This window comes from Geodermatophilus sp. DSM 44513 (genome assembly GCF_032460525.1).
GTDB lineage: Bacteria > Actinomycetota > Actinomycetes > Mycobacteriales > Geodermatophilaceae > Geodermatophilus.
This window is the reverse complement of sequence record NZ_CP135963.1, coordinates 3,942,377-3,957,806: the sequence shown is the minus strand read 5'-3', so window position 1 is coordinate 3,957,806 and position 15,430 is coordinate 3,942,377. Positions and strand designations below refer to the sequence as shown.

General features: G+C 71.3%; 15 protein-coding genes. 9 read left to right on the top strand and 6 right to left on the bottom strand.

The genetic code is table 11. The features are described from left to right. Positions 1 to 7: 7 nt before the first annotated feature. From pstB to RTG05_RS19165, 6 genes are all read right to left on the bottom strand, one after another. Positions 8 to 787 carry a phosphate ABC transporter ATP-binding protein PstB gene (gene pstB / locus RTG05_RS19190; RefSeq protein ID WP_166526441.1) on the bottom strand — a complete coding sequence of 260 codons (780 nt, stop codon included), beginning with the start codon at positions 785 to 787 and terminating at the stop codon, positions 8 to 10. Positions 788 to 810: 23 nt separating this feature from the next. Continuing rightward, on the bottom strand, positions 811 to 1,887 hold the full coding sequence (pstA, locus tag RTG05_RS19185) for a phosphate ABC transporter permease PstA (protein WP_166526440.1): 1,077 nt from the start codon (positions 1,885 to 1,887) through the stop codon (positions 811 to 813). Then, on the bottom strand, positions 1,887 to 2,837 hold the full coding sequence (gene pstC, locus RTG05_RS19180) for a phosphate ABC transporter permease subunit PstC (RefSeq protein ID WP_166526439.1): 951 nt from the start codon (positions 2,835 to 2,837) through the stop codon (positions 1,887 to 1,889). Before pstC ends, pstA begins: the two co-directional genes overlap by 1 nt. Before the next feature lie 114 nt (positions 2,838 to 2,951). Continuing rightward, positions 2,952 to 4,076, bottom strand: a complete 1,125-nt coding sequence (gene pstS, locus RTG05_RS19175; RefSeq protein WP_166526438.1) for a phosphate ABC transporter substrate-binding protein PstS — start codon at positions 4,074 to 4,076, stop codon at positions 2,952 to 2,954. 244 nt (positions 4,077 to 4,320) lie between these two features. Then, a complete protein-coding gene (gene mshD, locus RTG05_RS19170; RefSeq protein ID WP_166529295.1) occupies positions 4,321 to 5,247 on the bottom strand; it encodes a mycothiol synthase in 927 nt (308 codons plus the stop codon). A gap of 7 nt (positions 5,248 to 5,254) precedes the next feature. Then, a complete protein-coding gene (locus RTG05_RS19165) occupies positions 5,255 to 6,013 on the bottom strand; it encodes a winged helix-turn-helix domain-containing protein (protein WP_166526437.1) in 759 nt (252 codons plus the stop codon). A gap of 443 nt (positions 6,014 to 6,456) precedes the next feature. Here RTG05_RS19165 and RTG05_RS19160 point away from each other — a divergent pair, with 443 nt between their 5' ends. From RTG05_RS19160 to RTG05_RS19120, 9 genes are all read left to right on the top strand, one after another. After that, the gene (locus RTG05_RS19160; RefSeq protein ID WP_315912588.1) at positions 6,457 to 6,651 is read left to right on the top strand and encodes a tautomerase family protein; all 195 of its coding nucleotides are present in this window, start codon (positions 6,457 to 6,459) and stop codon (positions 6,649 to 6,651) included. 23 nt (positions 6,652 to 6,674) lie between these two features. Further along, positions 6,675 to 7,478, top strand: a complete 804-nt coding sequence (locus RTG05_RS19155; RefSeq protein ID WP_166526435.1) for a cyclase family protein — start codon at positions 6,675 to 6,677, stop codon at positions 7,476 to 7,478. A gap of 40 nt (positions 7,479 to 7,518) precedes the next feature. Continuing rightward, positions 7,519 to 7,941 (top strand): GlcG/HbpS family heme-binding protein, encoded by a 423-nt coding sequence (locus RTG05_RS19150; protein WP_166526434.1) that lies wholly within the window; start codon positions 7,519 to 7,521, stop codon positions 7,939 to 7,941. Then, on the top strand, positions 7,938 to 8,702 hold the full coding sequence (locus RTG05_RS19145; protein ID WP_208104656.1) for an SDR family NAD(P)-dependent oxidoreductase: 765 nt from the start codon (positions 7,938 to 7,940) through the stop codon (positions 8,700 to 8,702). Before RTG05_RS19150 ends, RTG05_RS19145 begins: the two co-directional genes overlap by 4 nt. A gap of 445 nt (positions 8,703 to 9,147) precedes the next feature. Continuing rightward, on the top strand, positions 9,148 to 10,269 hold the full coding sequence (locus RTG05_RS19140) for an ABC transporter substrate-binding protein (protein ID WP_315912054.1): 1,122 nt from the start codon (positions 9,148 to 9,150) through the stop codon (positions 10,267 to 10,269). Positions 10,270 to 10,296: 27 nt separating this feature from the next. Beyond that, complete coding sequence (locus tag RTG05_RS19135) at positions 10,297 to 11,172, top strand: branched-chain amino acid ABC transporter permease (protein WP_166526432.1); 876 nt, start codon at positions 10,297 to 10,299, stop codon at positions 11,170 to 11,172. Continuing rightward, a complete protein-coding gene (locus tag RTG05_RS19130) occupies positions 11,172 to 12,944 on the top strand; it encodes a branched-chain amino acid ABC transporter ATP-binding protein/permease (protein WP_166526431.1) in 1,773 nt (590 codons plus the stop codon). The genes RTG05_RS19135 and RTG05_RS19130 overlap by 1 nt, the downstream gene beginning before the upstream one ends. Continuing rightward, a complete protein-coding gene (locus tag RTG05_RS19125) occupies positions 12,941 to 13,687 on the top strand; it encodes an ABC transporter ATP-binding protein (protein ID WP_166526430.1) in 747 nt (248 codons plus the stop codon). The genes RTG05_RS19130 and RTG05_RS19125 overlap by 4 nt, the downstream gene beginning before the upstream one ends. A gap of 44 nt (positions 13,688 to 13,731) precedes the next feature. Beyond that, positions 13,732 to 15,420: a dihydroxy-acid dehydratase gene (locus tag RTG05_RS19120; RefSeq protein WP_166526429.1), complete on the top strand. Its 1,689-nt coding sequence runs from the start codon at positions 13,732 to 13,734 to the stop codon at positions 15,418 to 15,420. Positions 15,421 to 15,430 lie beyond the last annotated feature (10 nt).

Sequence of the window (15,430 nt, the reverse complement as noted above, 5' to 3'; positions counted from 1 at the left end):
TCGGCCGTCAGCCGAAGCGGCCGGAGATGTAGTCCTCGGTGGCCTTCTGGTCGGGGTTGCTGAAGATCTTCTCGGTGGGGTTGAACTCGATCAGCCGACCGGGCTGGCCGACCCCGTTGAGGTTGAAGAAGCCGGTCTGCTCGCTCACCCGCGCGGCCTGCTGCATGTTGTGGGTGACGATCACGATCGTGTACTTGTCCTTGAGCTCGGTCATCAGGTCCTCGATGGCCAGCGTGGAGATCGGGTCCAGCGCCGAGCAGGGCTCGTCCATGAGCAGCACGTCGGGCTCGATGGCGATCGCCCGGGCGATGCAGAGCCGCTGCTGCTGACCGCCGGACAGGCTCGACCCCGGGCGGTCGAGGCGGTCCTTGACCTCCTCCCAGAGGTTCGCCCCGCGCAGCGAGCGCTCCACCAGCTGGTCCATCTCCCGCTTGCCGATCTTCTTGGCGTTCAGCCGCATGCCCGCGGCGACGTTCTCGTAGATCGACATGGTCGGGAACGGGTTGGGCCGCTGGAACACCATGCCGACCTGGCGGCGCACGGTGACCGGGTCGGCGTCGGAGCCGTAGAGGTCCTGGCCGTCCATGACGACCTTGCCCTCGACGCGGGCACCGGGGATGACCTCGTGCATCCGGTTGAGGGTGCGCAGGAACGTGGACTTCCCGCACCCGGAGGGCCCGATGAGGGCGGTGATGCTGCGGGGCTCGATCGAGACGTTGACGCCCTCGACGGCCAGGAAGTTGCCGTAGTAGACGTTCAGGTCCGACACGTCGATGCGCTTGGCCACGGGGGTCCTCCTGGGGTGTCCGGTCAGCGACCGGTCTTGGGGGCGAAGAGACGGCTGATGAGGCGGGCGACGACGTTGAGGCCCATGACCAGCGCGATGAGCAGCAGCGCCGCCGTCCACGCGCGGTCGATCGCGAACTCCGGCGGTACGCCGGGCTGGGTGAGCTGGTAGTAGGCGAAGACCGGCAGCGTCGCCATCCGGCCGTCGAAGGGGTTGACGTTCGTCCCGTTGGTGATGCCGACGGTGACCAGGAGGGGGGCGGTCTCCCCGACGACGCGGGCGATGGCCAGCGTGACGCCGGTGCCCAGGCCGGCGATCGCGGTGGGGATGACGACCTTGACGATGGTGCGCCACTTCGGCACGCCGAGGGCGTAGGAGGCCTCGCGCAGCTCGTTGGGCACCAGCTTCAGCACCTCCTCGGCCGAGCGGACGACGACCGGGATCATCAGCACCGACAGCGCCACCGCACCCATGATGCCCAGCCGGACCCCCGGACCGAAGAACAACACGAAGAGGGCGAACGCGAACAGGCCGGCGACGATCGACGGGATGCCGGTCATGACGTCGACGAAGAACGTGATGGCCCGCTTGAGCCGGCCGCGGCCGTACTCCACCAGGTAGATGGCGGTCATCAGCCCGATCGGCACCGAGATCAGCGTGGTGAGCAGGGTGATGATCAGCGTGCCCATGATCGCGTGGTAGGCCCCGCCGCCCTCACCGACGATGCCGATGAGGGAGGAGCCGAAGAACTCGCCGTCCAGCCGGCGGACACCGCGGCCGACGACCTCCCAGACCAGCGCGACCAGCGGCACCATCGCGATGGCGAAGGCGCTGGTGACCAGTGCGGTGACCAGCCGGTCGGTGGCCCGGCGCCGCCCCTCGGCCAGCCGGGACACGACGTAGACGGCCACCGTGCCCAGCACGACGGCGTAGACGACGGTCAGGGCGATGTTGAAGTCGCCCAGCAGCTCGACGCCCACGGCCAGGACGGCGGCGGCGGCGAAGCAGGCCCACGGCGCCCAGTTGGGCAGCCGCCGCTCTGCTCGATCGGAGACCGGGGCGACGGATGCCCCGGCGGGCGCGGGCGTCTGGACGCTCATCAGTTGGCTCCGGAGAAGTCGGCCCGGCGGCTGACGACCCACCGGGCGAGCATGTTGACCAGCAGGGTGATCACGAACAGCACCAGGCCACTGGCGATGAGGGTGTTGACGTCGATCCCGGTCGCCTCCGGGAACTGCAGCGCGATGTTGGCGGCGATGGTCGCCGGGTTCGCGCTGCTGATCAGGTTGAAGGTGATGCCACCGGAGGCGGAGAGGACCAGGGTCACCGCGAGCGTCTCGCCGAGCGCGCGGCCGAGGCCCAGCATCGACCCGCCGATGACGCCGCTCTTGCCGTAGGGGATGACCGCCATCTTGATCATCTCCCAGCGGGTGGCGCCCAGGGCGAGCGCCGCCTCCTTGTGCAGCGACGGCACCTGGAGGAACACCTCGCGGGAGATGGCGCTGATGATCGGCAGGATCATGATGGCCAGCACCAGCCCGGCGGTCAGCATGGTGCGCCCGGTCGCGGACGTCGGCCCGGCGAACAGCGGGATGAAGCCGAGGTTCTCCTCGAGCCACACGTAGAACGGCACGAGCTTGGGTGCGAGCCAGGTGATGCCCCAGAACCCGTAGACGATGCTGGGGATGGCCGCGAGCAGGTCGACCACATAGCCCAGCCCCTGGGAGAGCCGGCGCGGGGCGTAGTGGGTGATGTAGAGGGCGATCGCCACGGCCAGCGGGGTGGCCACCACCAGGGCGATCGTCGCGGCGAGCAGCGTGCCGAAGACGAGCGGGGCGACGTAGCCGAGCAGGCCCTCGCCGCCGGGGACCTCGTCCGCGGGGGCGGTGAGGGCGGGGACCGCCTCGGCGACCAGGAAGGCCGCCACCCCGGCGAGGATGACGAGGATGAGGATGCCGGCGCCCTTGGCGCTGCCGGCGAAGACGCGGTCGCCGGGGCGGCGGACCACCCGGCGGGTGCCGGGTTCGGACGGGGTCCTGGTGGCGGTCACCGCTGCTCCGTGAGGTCTGGTGCGGGGTCTGTGGTGGGGGTCCACCCGTCGCCGGGCGGGCCAACGGCCCGGGACGCCGTGTGGGGTCCCGGGCCGCTGGGGGTGCTGCTGGTGTCAGCCGGCGCTGATCGCATCGATGGCCGACTGGGACTGCTGGCGGAGCGTGTCGGAGATCGGCGCGGACCCGGCCGACTCCGCCGCCGCCTGCTGGCCCTCCTCGCTGACCACGTAGGTCATGAAGTCCTTGGCCAGGTCGGCGGTCTCCTGCTCCGGGTAGGTGAGGCACCCGACGAGGTAGCTGACCTGCACGATCGGGTAGTTGCCCGACTCGGTCGTCTCGCGGTTGAGCTCCAGGGCGAAGTCGTACTCGCCGCGACCCTCGACCCGCTCGGAGTTCTCGACCACGGCGGCCGCGGCCTCGGGGGTGGGCTCGACGAACTCCTCGCCGACGCCGATGTTGGCGATGCCGAGGTCGCCGGCCTGGCTCGGGTCGGCGTAGCCGATCGTCCCGTTGCCGCCGCCGACGGCGTTGACCACACCGGAGGTGCCCTGGCCGGCCTCGCCGCCCTCGACCGGGAACACGCCGTCGGGCTCGAAGGTCCACACCTCGGGGGCGACCGCGGCCAGGTACTCGGTGAAGTTCTCCGTGGTGCCCGACTCGTCGGAGCGGTTCACCGGGGTGATGGGGAGGTCCGGCAGGGTGGCGTCGGGGTTGTCCGCGGCGATGGCCGGGTCGTTCCAGTTGGTGATCTGCTGGGCGAAGATGCCGGCCAGCGTGGCGGGCGAGAGGTTCAGGGTGTCGACGCCCTCGAGGTTGTAGACGATCGCGATCGGGGCGATGTAGTTGACCAGCTCGACGATCTCGCCCTCGCCCGCGCAGCGCTCCTGGGCCCCCGTGAGCTCCTCCTCGTCGAGGTAGGCGTCGGTGCCGGCGAAGTCCACCCCGCCGGACACGAATTGCTCGCGGCCACCGCCGGAGCCGACCGGGTCGTAGTTGACCGTGACGCCCGGCTGCAGGCTCGAGTAGCCCGCCGTCCAGGCCTGCATGGCCGCCTGCTGGGCGCTGGAGCCGGCACCGTTGAGCGTGCCGCTGAGCTCCTCGGTGGCCCCGGTCGTCTCGCCACCGCCACCACTGGCGGGGGCGGGCTCCTCGTTGGCGGCGCCGCACGCGGTGAGGGCCAGGGAGGAGGCGAGGGCCAGGGAGAGGGTGGCGCCGCGCGTCTTGGTGCCGAGCTTCAACTCAGTGCCTTTCCGGTGGGTGCCCGGTCATCGATTCCGGGCAGCAGTGATCAACCGGGCCAGACGCTAGGGAGCCGAGGTGGACGCCTCCGGTTGGACGGGTGAACGCGCGATGAACGCCGCTTGTGATCCCGCTGACCTGCACGGACACGGCGGGCGGACAACCGGTGAACCATCGGCGCGCCGCGTTCCGTGACGAGTGGACCGCGGGCAGGATGAGGGGTCGTGACCTGGGACCGACGGCTCACGACACGCGTCGCCAGGACACGTCGACGGCGTACCGCGTGAAGCCGCTGCGCTCGTACAGGGCGACCGCCGCGGCGTTGTCCTCCTCGACGTAGAGGAGCACCTCCCGCAGACCACGGGCACGCAGGTGGGCCAACCCCAGGTCGGTCAGCGCGCGCCCCAGGCCGGTGCCCTGCCCGTCGGGGTCGACACCGAGCACGTACACCTCGCCCACCGCCTCCGGGCCCACGTCGCCCGGGGGGTGCACCTTCGTCCAGTGCGAGCCGAGCAGCCGGTCGCCGTCCCACCCCAGGAGGAACCCGGCCGGGTCGAACCACGGCTCGGCCTCCCGCAGCAGCAGGTCCTCCGCCGTCCAGCCGCCCTGCTCCGGGTGGGAGGCGAAGGCCCGGGCGTTGACGCGCAGCCACGCCTGCTCGTCGACCCCGGGCCGGAAGGCGCGCACGGTCACGCCCTGGGGCAGCCGCGGCCGCGGCGCGGGGTCCACGGTGGCCAGCTCCCGGCGCATCTGGATCAGCACCCGGGCGCGGGTGTACCCGCGGGACCGCGCCAGCTCGGCCGACCCGGGCAGGTCGCCGTGCGCCCACACCCGCAGGGGGCGCCCGCCCGCCAGCTGCTCCAGCCGGGTCAGCAGTGCCCGGCCGACGCCGCGCCGGCGGCAGCCGGGGGCGACGACGAGCTCGGCCTCCGCGTCGGGCCCGCCGGTCCCCGCCTCGAACCGGGCGTACCCGGCCAGGCCGCCGTCCGGGGCCGGGACCAGCAGGTCGCGGCCGCCGGGGGGCCCGCCGTGCTGCAGTCGCAGCTCGGCCTCCTCCGACAGCGGGCGCACGCCGTCGGCGGCGGTCGCCGCGTGCAGCAGGTCGAGGACCATGGGGACGTCGGCCGGGTCGAGCCGGTCGACGTCCCGGACGGCGGGAGCAGCGGACAGGGCGGCCTCAGACCCGCTCGGCGCCGGCCGGTGCCGGGTCGCCGGCGGCCGTCGCCTCGGCACGCGCGGCGGCCGCGGTGGCGTCGGCGACCTGCTGGTCGAGCTTGTAGCCGACGTTGCGCACGGTGCCGATCAGGGCCTCGTGCTCGGTGCCCAGCTTGGCCCGCAGCCGGCGCACGTGGACGTCGACGGTGCGGGTGCCCCCGAAGTAGTCGTAGCCCCAGATCTCCTGGAGCAGCTGCGCGCGGGAGAACACCCGGCCCGGGTGCTGGGCCAGGTACTTCAGCAGCTCGAACTCCTTGTAGGTCAGGTCCAGCGGGCGCCCGCGCAGCTTCGCGGAGTAGCTGTGCTCGTCGATGACCAGCTCGCCGGCCTGGGTGACGCCGCGGTCGGCGCCGTCGGCGGGGGAGACGGCGGCCAGCCGGCGGGCGGTGGCCCACTTCAGCCGGGCGTCGACCTCGGCCGGCCCGGCGGTGTCCAGCAGCACGTCGTCGACGCCCCAGTCCGCCGACAGCGCGACCAGGCCGCCCTCGGACAGGACCGCGACCAGCGCCGAGGCCACCCCCGTGGAGGACAGCAGCCCGCACAGGGTGCGGGCCCGGACGAGGTCGTGGCGGGCGTCGACGAGGACCACGTCGCCGGAGTCGCCGTCCAGGAGGCTGGACAGCTCGGGTGCCACCACGCGCACGGAGTGCCCGAGCAGGCCGAGTGCGGGCAGCACCTCGGTCGTGGCCTGCCGTGCGGCGGTCATGAGCACGAGTCGCATGACGTCTCCTCGGGGGAGGCGGGGACGACGCAGCGTCGTCCGGGGCCCACGACGGCGCTGTCGGTGAGCCAGCAGGATAGCCGACGGAGCGCGCCGGTCCCGCTCCGTGACCGGATCGCGACACGCGACCATCGACACGCACGCGGCGGATGGTCCGCGGATCCCGGTGTTCCCGCCCGACGTCCACCGCGGTGGTGCGTCGGTCCGACCGTGCCGCGCGGGGCGCCGCTCATGACCGACGGGCGGAAATCACCGGCTCCGCGCCCGTGCACGCGGCTGCCCCAGCACTCTCCGGCGGCGGTTCAGCCGCGTGGACGTGCGCGTTTTCTCTGACGAAACAGCGTTTCAAAAATGCTTGCCGCACCCGTGTCCGCTGTGTTTACTGTCACAACTCGCCGCGGGAGCCGCGGTCACGTCCAGGGCAGGAGCGCCGAAACGTGCCGATGATCCAGGTCCAGCTGCTCGAGGGTCGGTCCCCGGAGGAGAAGCAGTCACTGCTCGAGGAGCTCACCGCCGCGACGGTCCGGTGCCTGTCGGTCGACGCGGACCGCGTGCAGGTGCAGATCTCCGAGTACCCGGAGGGGACGTGGTCGCGCGGCGGCGTCCCGCTGCGTGTCGGTGCCGAGGGGCAGGAGTGACGGCCGCGGGGAGGCCCGGGTCCATGGCGGCCGCCGACCTCGCCGTGCTGGTGGGCGGACTGACGGTCTACGACCTGGAGCACGAACGGTACATCGGTGCGGCGATCTATCCAGGGCACTGGCCGGGGTTCGTGTACTCCCTGCACCGTCGTCACGAAGTCGTCCAGGGGCAGGCCCGGACGAGTGCCTCGGGCCTGGTGACCATGGCCGAGCACTCCGGGACGCACATCGACGCCCTGTGTCACCAGGCGCTGGACATGGAACTGCACGGTGGCGTCCACGTCGACGCCACCGTGCAGACGCCCCGTGGCTTCACGCAGCTCGGCGTGGAGACCATCGGGCCGATCATGCGGCGGGGGGTGTTGCTGGACGTATCCGGTGCCCGCGGCGGTGCTCACCTGCCGGTCGGCTACCTGGTCACCGGCGAGGACCTGCAGGCGGCTGCCGATGCACAGGGCACCGCCATCCGGCCAGGTGACTGCATCCTGGTGCGCACCGGCTGGGACCAGCGCTTCGCCGAGGGGGACGGCTATCTCGCCGCGGCTGGTGTGGGCGCCGACGGTGCCCGCTGGCTCGCTGCCCGGCAGCCGTTCCTGTGTGGCGCCGACAACGTCGCCTTCGACAACCCCGACATCGTCGACCCGGAACTGGGGTTGCTGCCCAGCCACACGGTGCTGATCGTGCACGCCGGCATCTACATCGTCGAGAACCTGAACCTGCAGGGACTCGCCGCCGCCGGCTGCTTCGAGTTCCTGTTCGTGTGCCTGCCGCTGAAGATGCGCGGCGTGACCGGGTCACCTGTCCGTCCGCTGGCTCTCTCGACCTGACCGGAACACCGCTGCGGTCACGACAACAGAGGAGATCTACGTGTCCACACTGACCTTGGAAGCCGGCCAGGCCGCCCTCCGGGCCGCGCTCGAGAAGGCTCGCGAGATGGGTTCCCCGTCGTCCGTCGCAGTTCTCGACGACGGGCGTGAGCTGATCGCCTTCGCCCGGATGGACGGCGCGCTCCTGGCCAGCGCGGAGATCTCGCAGGCCAAGGCGTACACGGCGCGGTCACTGAACTGCGCGACCAAGGACGTCGACGCTGCTGCTCAGCCGGGCGGCCCGCTCTACGGCCTGCAGACCTCGCACCTGGCGGCAGGTCGATCGCTCGTCACCTTCGGTGGTGGCGTGCCGATCACCGTCAACGGCGAGATCGTCGGAGCCGTGGGCGTAGCCGGCGGCACCCCCGACCAGGACCACGAGATCGCGTCCGCGGGGGCCGCGGCCGTCGGGAGTGCCGGGTGACCGACCTGAGGCAGATGGTGGGTTCGCGCGTCGTCATGACGGGAGGTGCGGCCAACATCGGCCGGGCGGCCGCGGTCTTGATGGCGCGCCACGGTGCTCGCATCGTCATCGGCGACATCGACGTCGACGCCACCGGTGAGACGGCCCGGCTCGTCGAGGCCGAAGGCGGTGAGGCGCACGTCGTCCATACGGACGTGTCCGATGAACACGCGGTCGAGCACCTCATCGACACCGCTGTCGAACGGCTCGGCGGTCTGGACGTCGGCTTCTTCAACGCCGGCCTGCAGCGGTCCGGCCGGGTGACGGAGTTCCCCGTCCAGGAGTGGGACGCCTTGTTCGCCGTCAACCCACGGCACTGCTTCCTGGCCGCCAAGCACGCGACGCCCCACCTGCAGGCCTCCGGTGACGGCGTCATCGTCCTGACCGCGTCACTGGCCGCGGTCAAGGGTGGTCCGGGGATGACGGGCTACTCGGCGTCCAAGGGCGCCATCGTCGGTTTCGGCCGGGCACTGGCAGCCGAGCTCGCGCCCGACGTCCGCGTCAACACCATCTGCCCCGGCTGGATCGACACGCCCTTCAACGAACCCGCCATCACCTACATGGGCGGCCGTCAGGCCCAGGAACAGGCGGTCAGCCAGATGGTCCCGCTGGGCCGGCAGGGGACGCCAGAGGAGATCGCCGCTGCGGTGCTGTACCTGGCCTCGTCGGCGTCGAGCTACATGACCGGCCAGATCCTCCTGGTCGACGGGGGAGTGGCCTGAGGGCCGCAGAGCAGCGGGACCGCGTCCCGCGACGGACGACACCTGGTCTCCCAGGTGGGTGAGACCTGCGGGGGACCTGCACGGGGCTGACGCCCCGACAGGGCGCAGGTGGAAGCCGGGCCGCCACGTGCGGATCCGCGACGTGCACGCCCTTCCAAACGGGTCGGTCCGCGACCTCTGTACCCAGTCAGGAGAAAGCGAAGTGACAGAACTCCGTTCCACGTCAGCGTCAGGCCCGGCGCCGCTCCTCAGTTTTCGTCGTCGCAGTCGTCGTGCCACGTCGGCGCTGGGGGTTGCCGCTCTGGCGGCCGTCATCGCCGGCTGTGGCTCGGAAGCGTCGGGCGGGGGCGGAGACGCCGCCGCGCCCAGCGTCGCCTCCGGCGCCGCCGAGGGCATCCAGGAGATCTTCGGCCCCGGTGGCACCGAGGCCGGCTCCGACGTCACCATGCCGGCCGGGATGCTGCTGGCCATGACGGGTCAGGGCTCGTTCTTCGGCGAGGTCATGAGCTCGGGGGCCAAGCTCGCGGCGGCGCAGATCAACGCTGCCGAGGGCTTCGACTACCAGATCAACATCGCCGACCACAAGAGCGGGGACGTCCCGGCCGCGCTCAGCGGTGTCCGGGAGATGACCTCCCGCAACGGGATCAAGATCCTCCAGACGTCGTACGGCGCACCCAGCGAGGCCATCGTCCCGCTCATCGAGCAGAACAAGCTGCTGTCGTTCAACGGCGGCGGGTCCAGCCCGGGACAGGTGGGCAAGCCCTTCCTGTACCAGACCCGCATGATCTTCGGCGACGACCCGACGCCGGGCATGCTCGCCTGGCTCAACGAGAACTACCCCGATGCCAAGCGACTGGCGATCGTCGGCACCCAGGAGAACGGGGTGCTGGGTCGCACCGAGATCGCACCGCGGGTCTGGACCCAGCTCACCGGCGGGGAGGTCGTGGCCAGCGAGCAGCACGACGTCGGTGCCACGGACTTCCGGTCCGTCGTCGCCCGGGTCAAGTCCGCAACGCCGGACGCCATCGTCACCTACAGCTTCGGTGACGACGTCGGCTACCTGGTCAAGCAGCTGCGCGAGGCCAACGTGACCGTGCCGGTGATGGGCATCGAGTTCACCGACCAGGCCGCGGCGGTGGCCGGCGAGACCTACGACACCTACAACTTCGCGACCGACTACTACGACGTCAACAACCCCAACCCCTGGAACAAGATCTTCGTCGAGGGGTACCGGGAGGCCTACGGCGAGGACCCGGAGTACTACGGCGCCAACTACTACGAGCAGGTCTTCTGGACCTGGGAGCTGGTTCGCCGGGTGATCGCCGACGGGGGCGACCCGATGGACACCGAGCAGCTCGAGCAGGCGCTGATCGACGACCCGACCTTCCCGTCGCTCTACGGCGGCAGCGCCGACGAGGTGGGCCGGGTCGAGTTCGACGTGCAGGAGCACACCATCTCTAAGCCGATGGCCGTGTTCCAGGTCGAGGGCGGCAAGCCGGTCCAGCTGCAGGCCATCACCAAGGTCGACGACGGCGCCGACCCGCGCAGCGCGCTCGTCAAGGAGTAGGGCGCCGAGGGCAGGAGGAAGGCAGGCATGAGTCTGGATCTGCTGGCACAGCTCACGGTGTCCGGGATCGTCGTGGGGATGACGTATGCCCTGCTGGGAGTGAGCTTCGGCGTCATCTACGCGACGACGAAGATCTTCCACCTGGCGCACGCGGTCCCCTACGCAGCGGCCGCCTACACCGCGGTGTGGGCGGCCGAGCGCCTCGGGCTGGGGCTCGTGCCGGCTTGCCTCCTCGGCCTGGCGGTGGGCACCGTCGCCGGAGCGGCGATCGAGATCCTCGCCTACCGCCCGATGGTGGGGCGGAACGCCACGCTGCTGTCCATCTTCCTGGTGTCCCTGGGCATCAGCGTGGCGTTCCCCAACCTGCTGCAGATCGTGTTCGGCCCGGAGAACAGAGCGTTGCCCGGCTTCACCAACCCGACGTACGAGCTGGGTGCGGTGACGGTGTCCCGGCACGACCTGCTGACCGTGGCGGTGTCCCTGGTGCTGGTCGCCGTCGTGGTGCTGTTCATCGACCGGACCCGTCTCGGCCGATCCATCACCGCGATGCGCACCAACCCGACGATGGCCTCCGCGGTCGGGATCGACCGCAAGGCGGTCTACCTGCTGGTCTTCGGCATCGGGTCCCTGCTGGTGTCGGTCGCCGGTCTGCTGTTCACGCTGCGCGGCGTCGCCACCCCCACGATGGGGCTGGCGCCGGTCCTGACGGCGTTCATCGCGGCCTTCCTCGGCGGCATCGGCTCGTTGCCCGGTGCCGCTCTCGGCGGACTGGTCCTCGGCCTGGTCAGCAGCTGGAGCGCGCTCTTCCTCGAGGTCGACTACGGCCCGGTGGTCGTCTTCGGCGCCATGTTCCTCGTGTTGCTGGTCAGGCCGCAGGGCCTCCTCGGGAGGGAAGCGGTCTGATGAGCTACGCCGCCGACATCGGTATCTCGGTACTGATCTACGTCATGCTCGGGGTGTCCCTCAACCTGCTCGTCGGGTACACCGGGCGCATCTCTATGGCGCACGCCATCCTCTTCGGGATCGGCGGCTTCACCGCTGCCCGGCTGACGCTGCCGCCGGCCGACCCCACCGCCTCCAGCGGTTTTGCGGCGGTGGTCTCGGGCGCCGGCTGGAGCTGGTTGCCAGCCCTGGCGGCCGCGACCGTGGTCGCCTTCCTGGGCGCCCTGCTCATCTCCCTGCCGGCGGTCCGACTGGTCCGCGGTGAGTACCTCATCCTGCTCACCCTGGCCTTCCAGTTGGTCGCCAACCAGCTCATGGGTGTGCTCGACTGGGTAACCGGTGGGCCCTATGGCCTGTCGGGCATCCCGCCGATCGAGCTGTTCGGCATCTCTTTCCTCACTCCGCAGCGGATGTTCTGGCTCATGCTGCTGGCCACGGTGATCGTCGTGGCCATCTGCTGGCGGCTGGGCGAGTCACCCTTCGGGCGCCTGCTCAAGGGCATCCGCGAGTACGACTCCGCGGTCTCCAGCGTGGGGAAGAACCCCGTCGTCCCGGAACTGTTGGCCTTCGGCATCAGTGCCGCCCTGGCGGGCGCGGTCGGGGCCTTGGCCGCCTTCTACTACGGCTCGGTGGTGCCGGGGAACTACACGCTCGACCTGTCGATCCTGATCATCTCGGTCGTCGTGCTGGGCGGTGCGGGCAACATCACCGGGACCGTGGTGGCGGCGGTGGTGCTCGGGTTGTTGACCCCGGCGCTGCGTGAGTTCATCGGGGACGAGGCCATCCCGTGGCAGGCGGTGATCTACGGCGTCGCACTGATCCTCATGATGCGGCTGCGGCCCGAGGGCCTGCTGCCCGAGGGCGCCGGCGTCAGTCGGCTGTTCCGCCGCCAGCGGCGCAGCCCGATCGTGCACCGGACGCCGGAGGAGGCGCTGGAACGTCTGGCGCAGGTCGGCGAGGACCCACCGGAGCGGTCGGACGCCATCGTGGAGGTCGTCGACCTGCGGAAGAGCTTCGGGGGGCTGACGGCGGTGAACGGTGCGAGCTTCGCCCTGCCCGCGGGCCAGGTCACCGCCCTCATCGGCCCGAACGGTGCCGGCAAGACCACCATCTTCAACATGATCACCGGCACCATCCCGATCGACTCGGGACGTGTCTTCCTGCGGGGGGAGGACGTCACCGGCAACCCTGCGCACGGGCTCGTACGCAAGGGGCTGGCACGGTCGTTCCAGGACGTCCGCCTGCCCCAGCGGCTCACCGCGCTGCAGAACGTCGCGATGGCCGTCCCCGGTCAACTGGGTGAGCACGTCGCGCAACTGGCCCTCCGTCCGCGGGCCGTCCGCAGGCGGGAGGCCCAGACGCGGGAGAAGGCGCTGGACTGCCTCGCCCTACTCGGGATCGCGGAGAAGGCCGAGGTGCTGGCCGGTGACCTGTCCTACGGCGACCAGAAACTGGTGGCCATCGCCCGGCTGCTGGCCACCGACTGCAACGTGCTGCTGCTGGACGAGCCGACCAGCGGCGTCGACCCGGCCAGCGTCGACCGCGTGGTGGAGGGGATCGGCCGGCTCCGGGACCTGGGCCACACCGTCTGCCTGGTCGAGCACAGCGTGCACTTCGTGCAGCGCCTGGCTGACCGGGCGGTCTTCCTCGACCAGGGGGCGGTCGTCGCGGAGGGCTCGGTGGCCGAGTTGATGCAGCGTCGAGAGCTCGCCGACCTCTACTTCGGCACGTGAGCCAGGACAGGGAGGACGTCGTGCTGCACAGCGACAGCCGGCCGCTGCTGACGGCGGAGGGGATCACTGCGGGGTACGGCAAGACCCAGGTGCTGTCGGAGGTGAGCCTGCGGGTCCACCCCGGCGAGGTGGTGGGCGTGCTCGGGCACAACGGCGCGGGGAAGACCACCCTGCTCAAGTGCCTGTTCCGGCTGGTGCCGCCGCGCAGCGGCGAGGTGGTCTTCGCCGGCCAGTCGCTGGCCAAGAGCTCCAACGTGGACACCGTGCGGCGCGGGATGTCCTTCACGCCGGCGGAGAAGCCCATCTTCCGGGACCTCACCGTGCGGCAGAACCTCGAGTTGGGGGCGCACGCCGTGCGCAACCGCGCGGACATCGGGCGGCGGATGGACGAGGTCTTCGAGCTCTTCCCGGTGCTCGCCGATCGGCAGCGGGACCTGGCGGGGAAGTTCTCCGGTGGCCAGCAGCGGCAGTTGTCCCTGGGCATCGCGCTGATGGCGCGCCCGCGGTTGATGCTGCTCGACGAGCCCTCGCTCGGCATCTCGCCGGCCGTGGTGCTGAAGACCTTCAGCACCATCCGCGACCTGGCCCGGGCGCGCGGGATGAGCGTGCTGGTGGTGGAGCAGAACGTCCCCGCGGTGACTCGCGTCGCCGACCGGGTCTACGTGCTCCGCAACGGCTCCATCGTGCTCGAGGAGACCGGCGAGCAGGCCGCCCAGCGGGAGGTGTGGTGGAACCTGTTCTGAACGGCCGGCCCGAGACCTCCTCCCCTCCGACACCGGGACCGACGATGACCCAGCCACCTGCCCGCGGACCGATGCGGGGAGTGACCTCCTACGGTGACGTGGGATTCAGCCGATTCCTGCGCGGGGCGTTCCTCGCCGGGGCCGGCTTCGACGCGGACGACCTCGACCGGCCGCTGATCGGGATCGCCGACCTCGCGTCGGACTACAACCCCTGCCACCGTGCGGTCCCGGAGATCATCGCGCACGTCAAGCGAGGGGTCCTCCAGGGCGGCGGGTTGCCGATGGTCTTCCCCACGATGAGCCTCGGCGAGACCTTCCTCACCCCGACGTCGATGCTGTTCCGGAACCTGTTGGCGATGGAGACCGAGGAGCTGATCCGCGCCCAGCCGATGGACGCCGTCGTCCTCGTCGGGGGCTGTGACAAGACGGTCCCCGCCCAACTCATGGCCGCTGCCAACAGCGACGTCCCGGCCCTCGTCGAGGTGGTCGGACCGATGATCACAAACACCTACGAGGGCCAGCGGCTGGGGGCTTGCACCGACTGTCGGAGGATGTGGGCGCGGCACCGCTCCGGGGAGTTGGACACCGAGCAGATCGGGCGGGTCGAGGGGGCGCTGGCCACCACGTCGGGCACGTGCATGGTCATGGGCACCGCCTCGACGATGGCCTGCATGGCCGAGACGCTGGGCATGATGCTGCCCGGCGGGGCGACTCCGCCCTCCCCGACCGGCGACCGCCTCCGGCACGCCGTGGCAACCGGACGGCGGGCGGCCGAGCTGGCGCGCGAGCCGGTGGTCCCACGGGAGGTGATGACCCGGCCGGCCTTCCTGAACGCACTCACCGTCCTGGGTGCGGTGGGCGGGTCGACCAATGCCGTCGTGCACCTGCTGGCCATCGCCCGCCGCGCCGGGGTCGAGCTCACCCTCCGGGACTTCGACGAGGTCTCGAGACGGGTCCCCCTCCTGCTCGACCTCAAGCCGTCGGGGCAGGGCTACATGGAGGACTTCCATCGGGCCGGTGGCCTGCCGACCCTGCTGCGGGCCCTGGCGGGCCTGCTCGACACCGGTCACGTCGGCGTCGCCGGGCGCAGCCTGGGGGAACTCCTGGCCGACGTCCACCCGCCGGCCGGCTGGCAGACGACCATCCGGACGCTCGACCAGCCGTTGGGCGAGGTCGGCGCGCTCGCCGTGCTGACCGGCACGCTGGCGCCTGAGGGTGCGGTCATCAAGGCGTCCGCGGCCACCGCGTCGCTGCTCCGGCACACTGGTCCGGCGCTGGTGTTCGAGTCCCCGGAGGACGCCGCCGAGCGGCTCGACTCACCCGACCTCGACGTCACCGCAGATCACGTACTCGTCCTGCGCGGCTCCGGGCCCGTGGGCGCCGGCATGCCCGAGGCCGGTTCCCTCCCCATCCCGCGCAAGCTCGCCAGCGCGGGGGTCACGGACATGGTGCGCGTCTCGGACGCCCGGATGAGCGGGACGTCGTACGGCACGGTGGTGCTGCACTGCACCCCCGAGAGCGCGGTCGGCGGCCCGCTGGCGCTCGTCCGCGACGGCGACCTGATCAGCGTGGACGTGCCCGGGCGACGCATCGACCTGCTGGTCGACGAGGACGAGCTGTCCCGGCGGCGCAGCCTGCTGTCGCCCTGGCCGGTCCCGGAGCGCGGATGGCGGCGGTTGTACGCGGAGACGGTGCTGTCCGCCAGCCAGGGCGCCGACCTGCGGTTCATGTGACCGGCGGGCG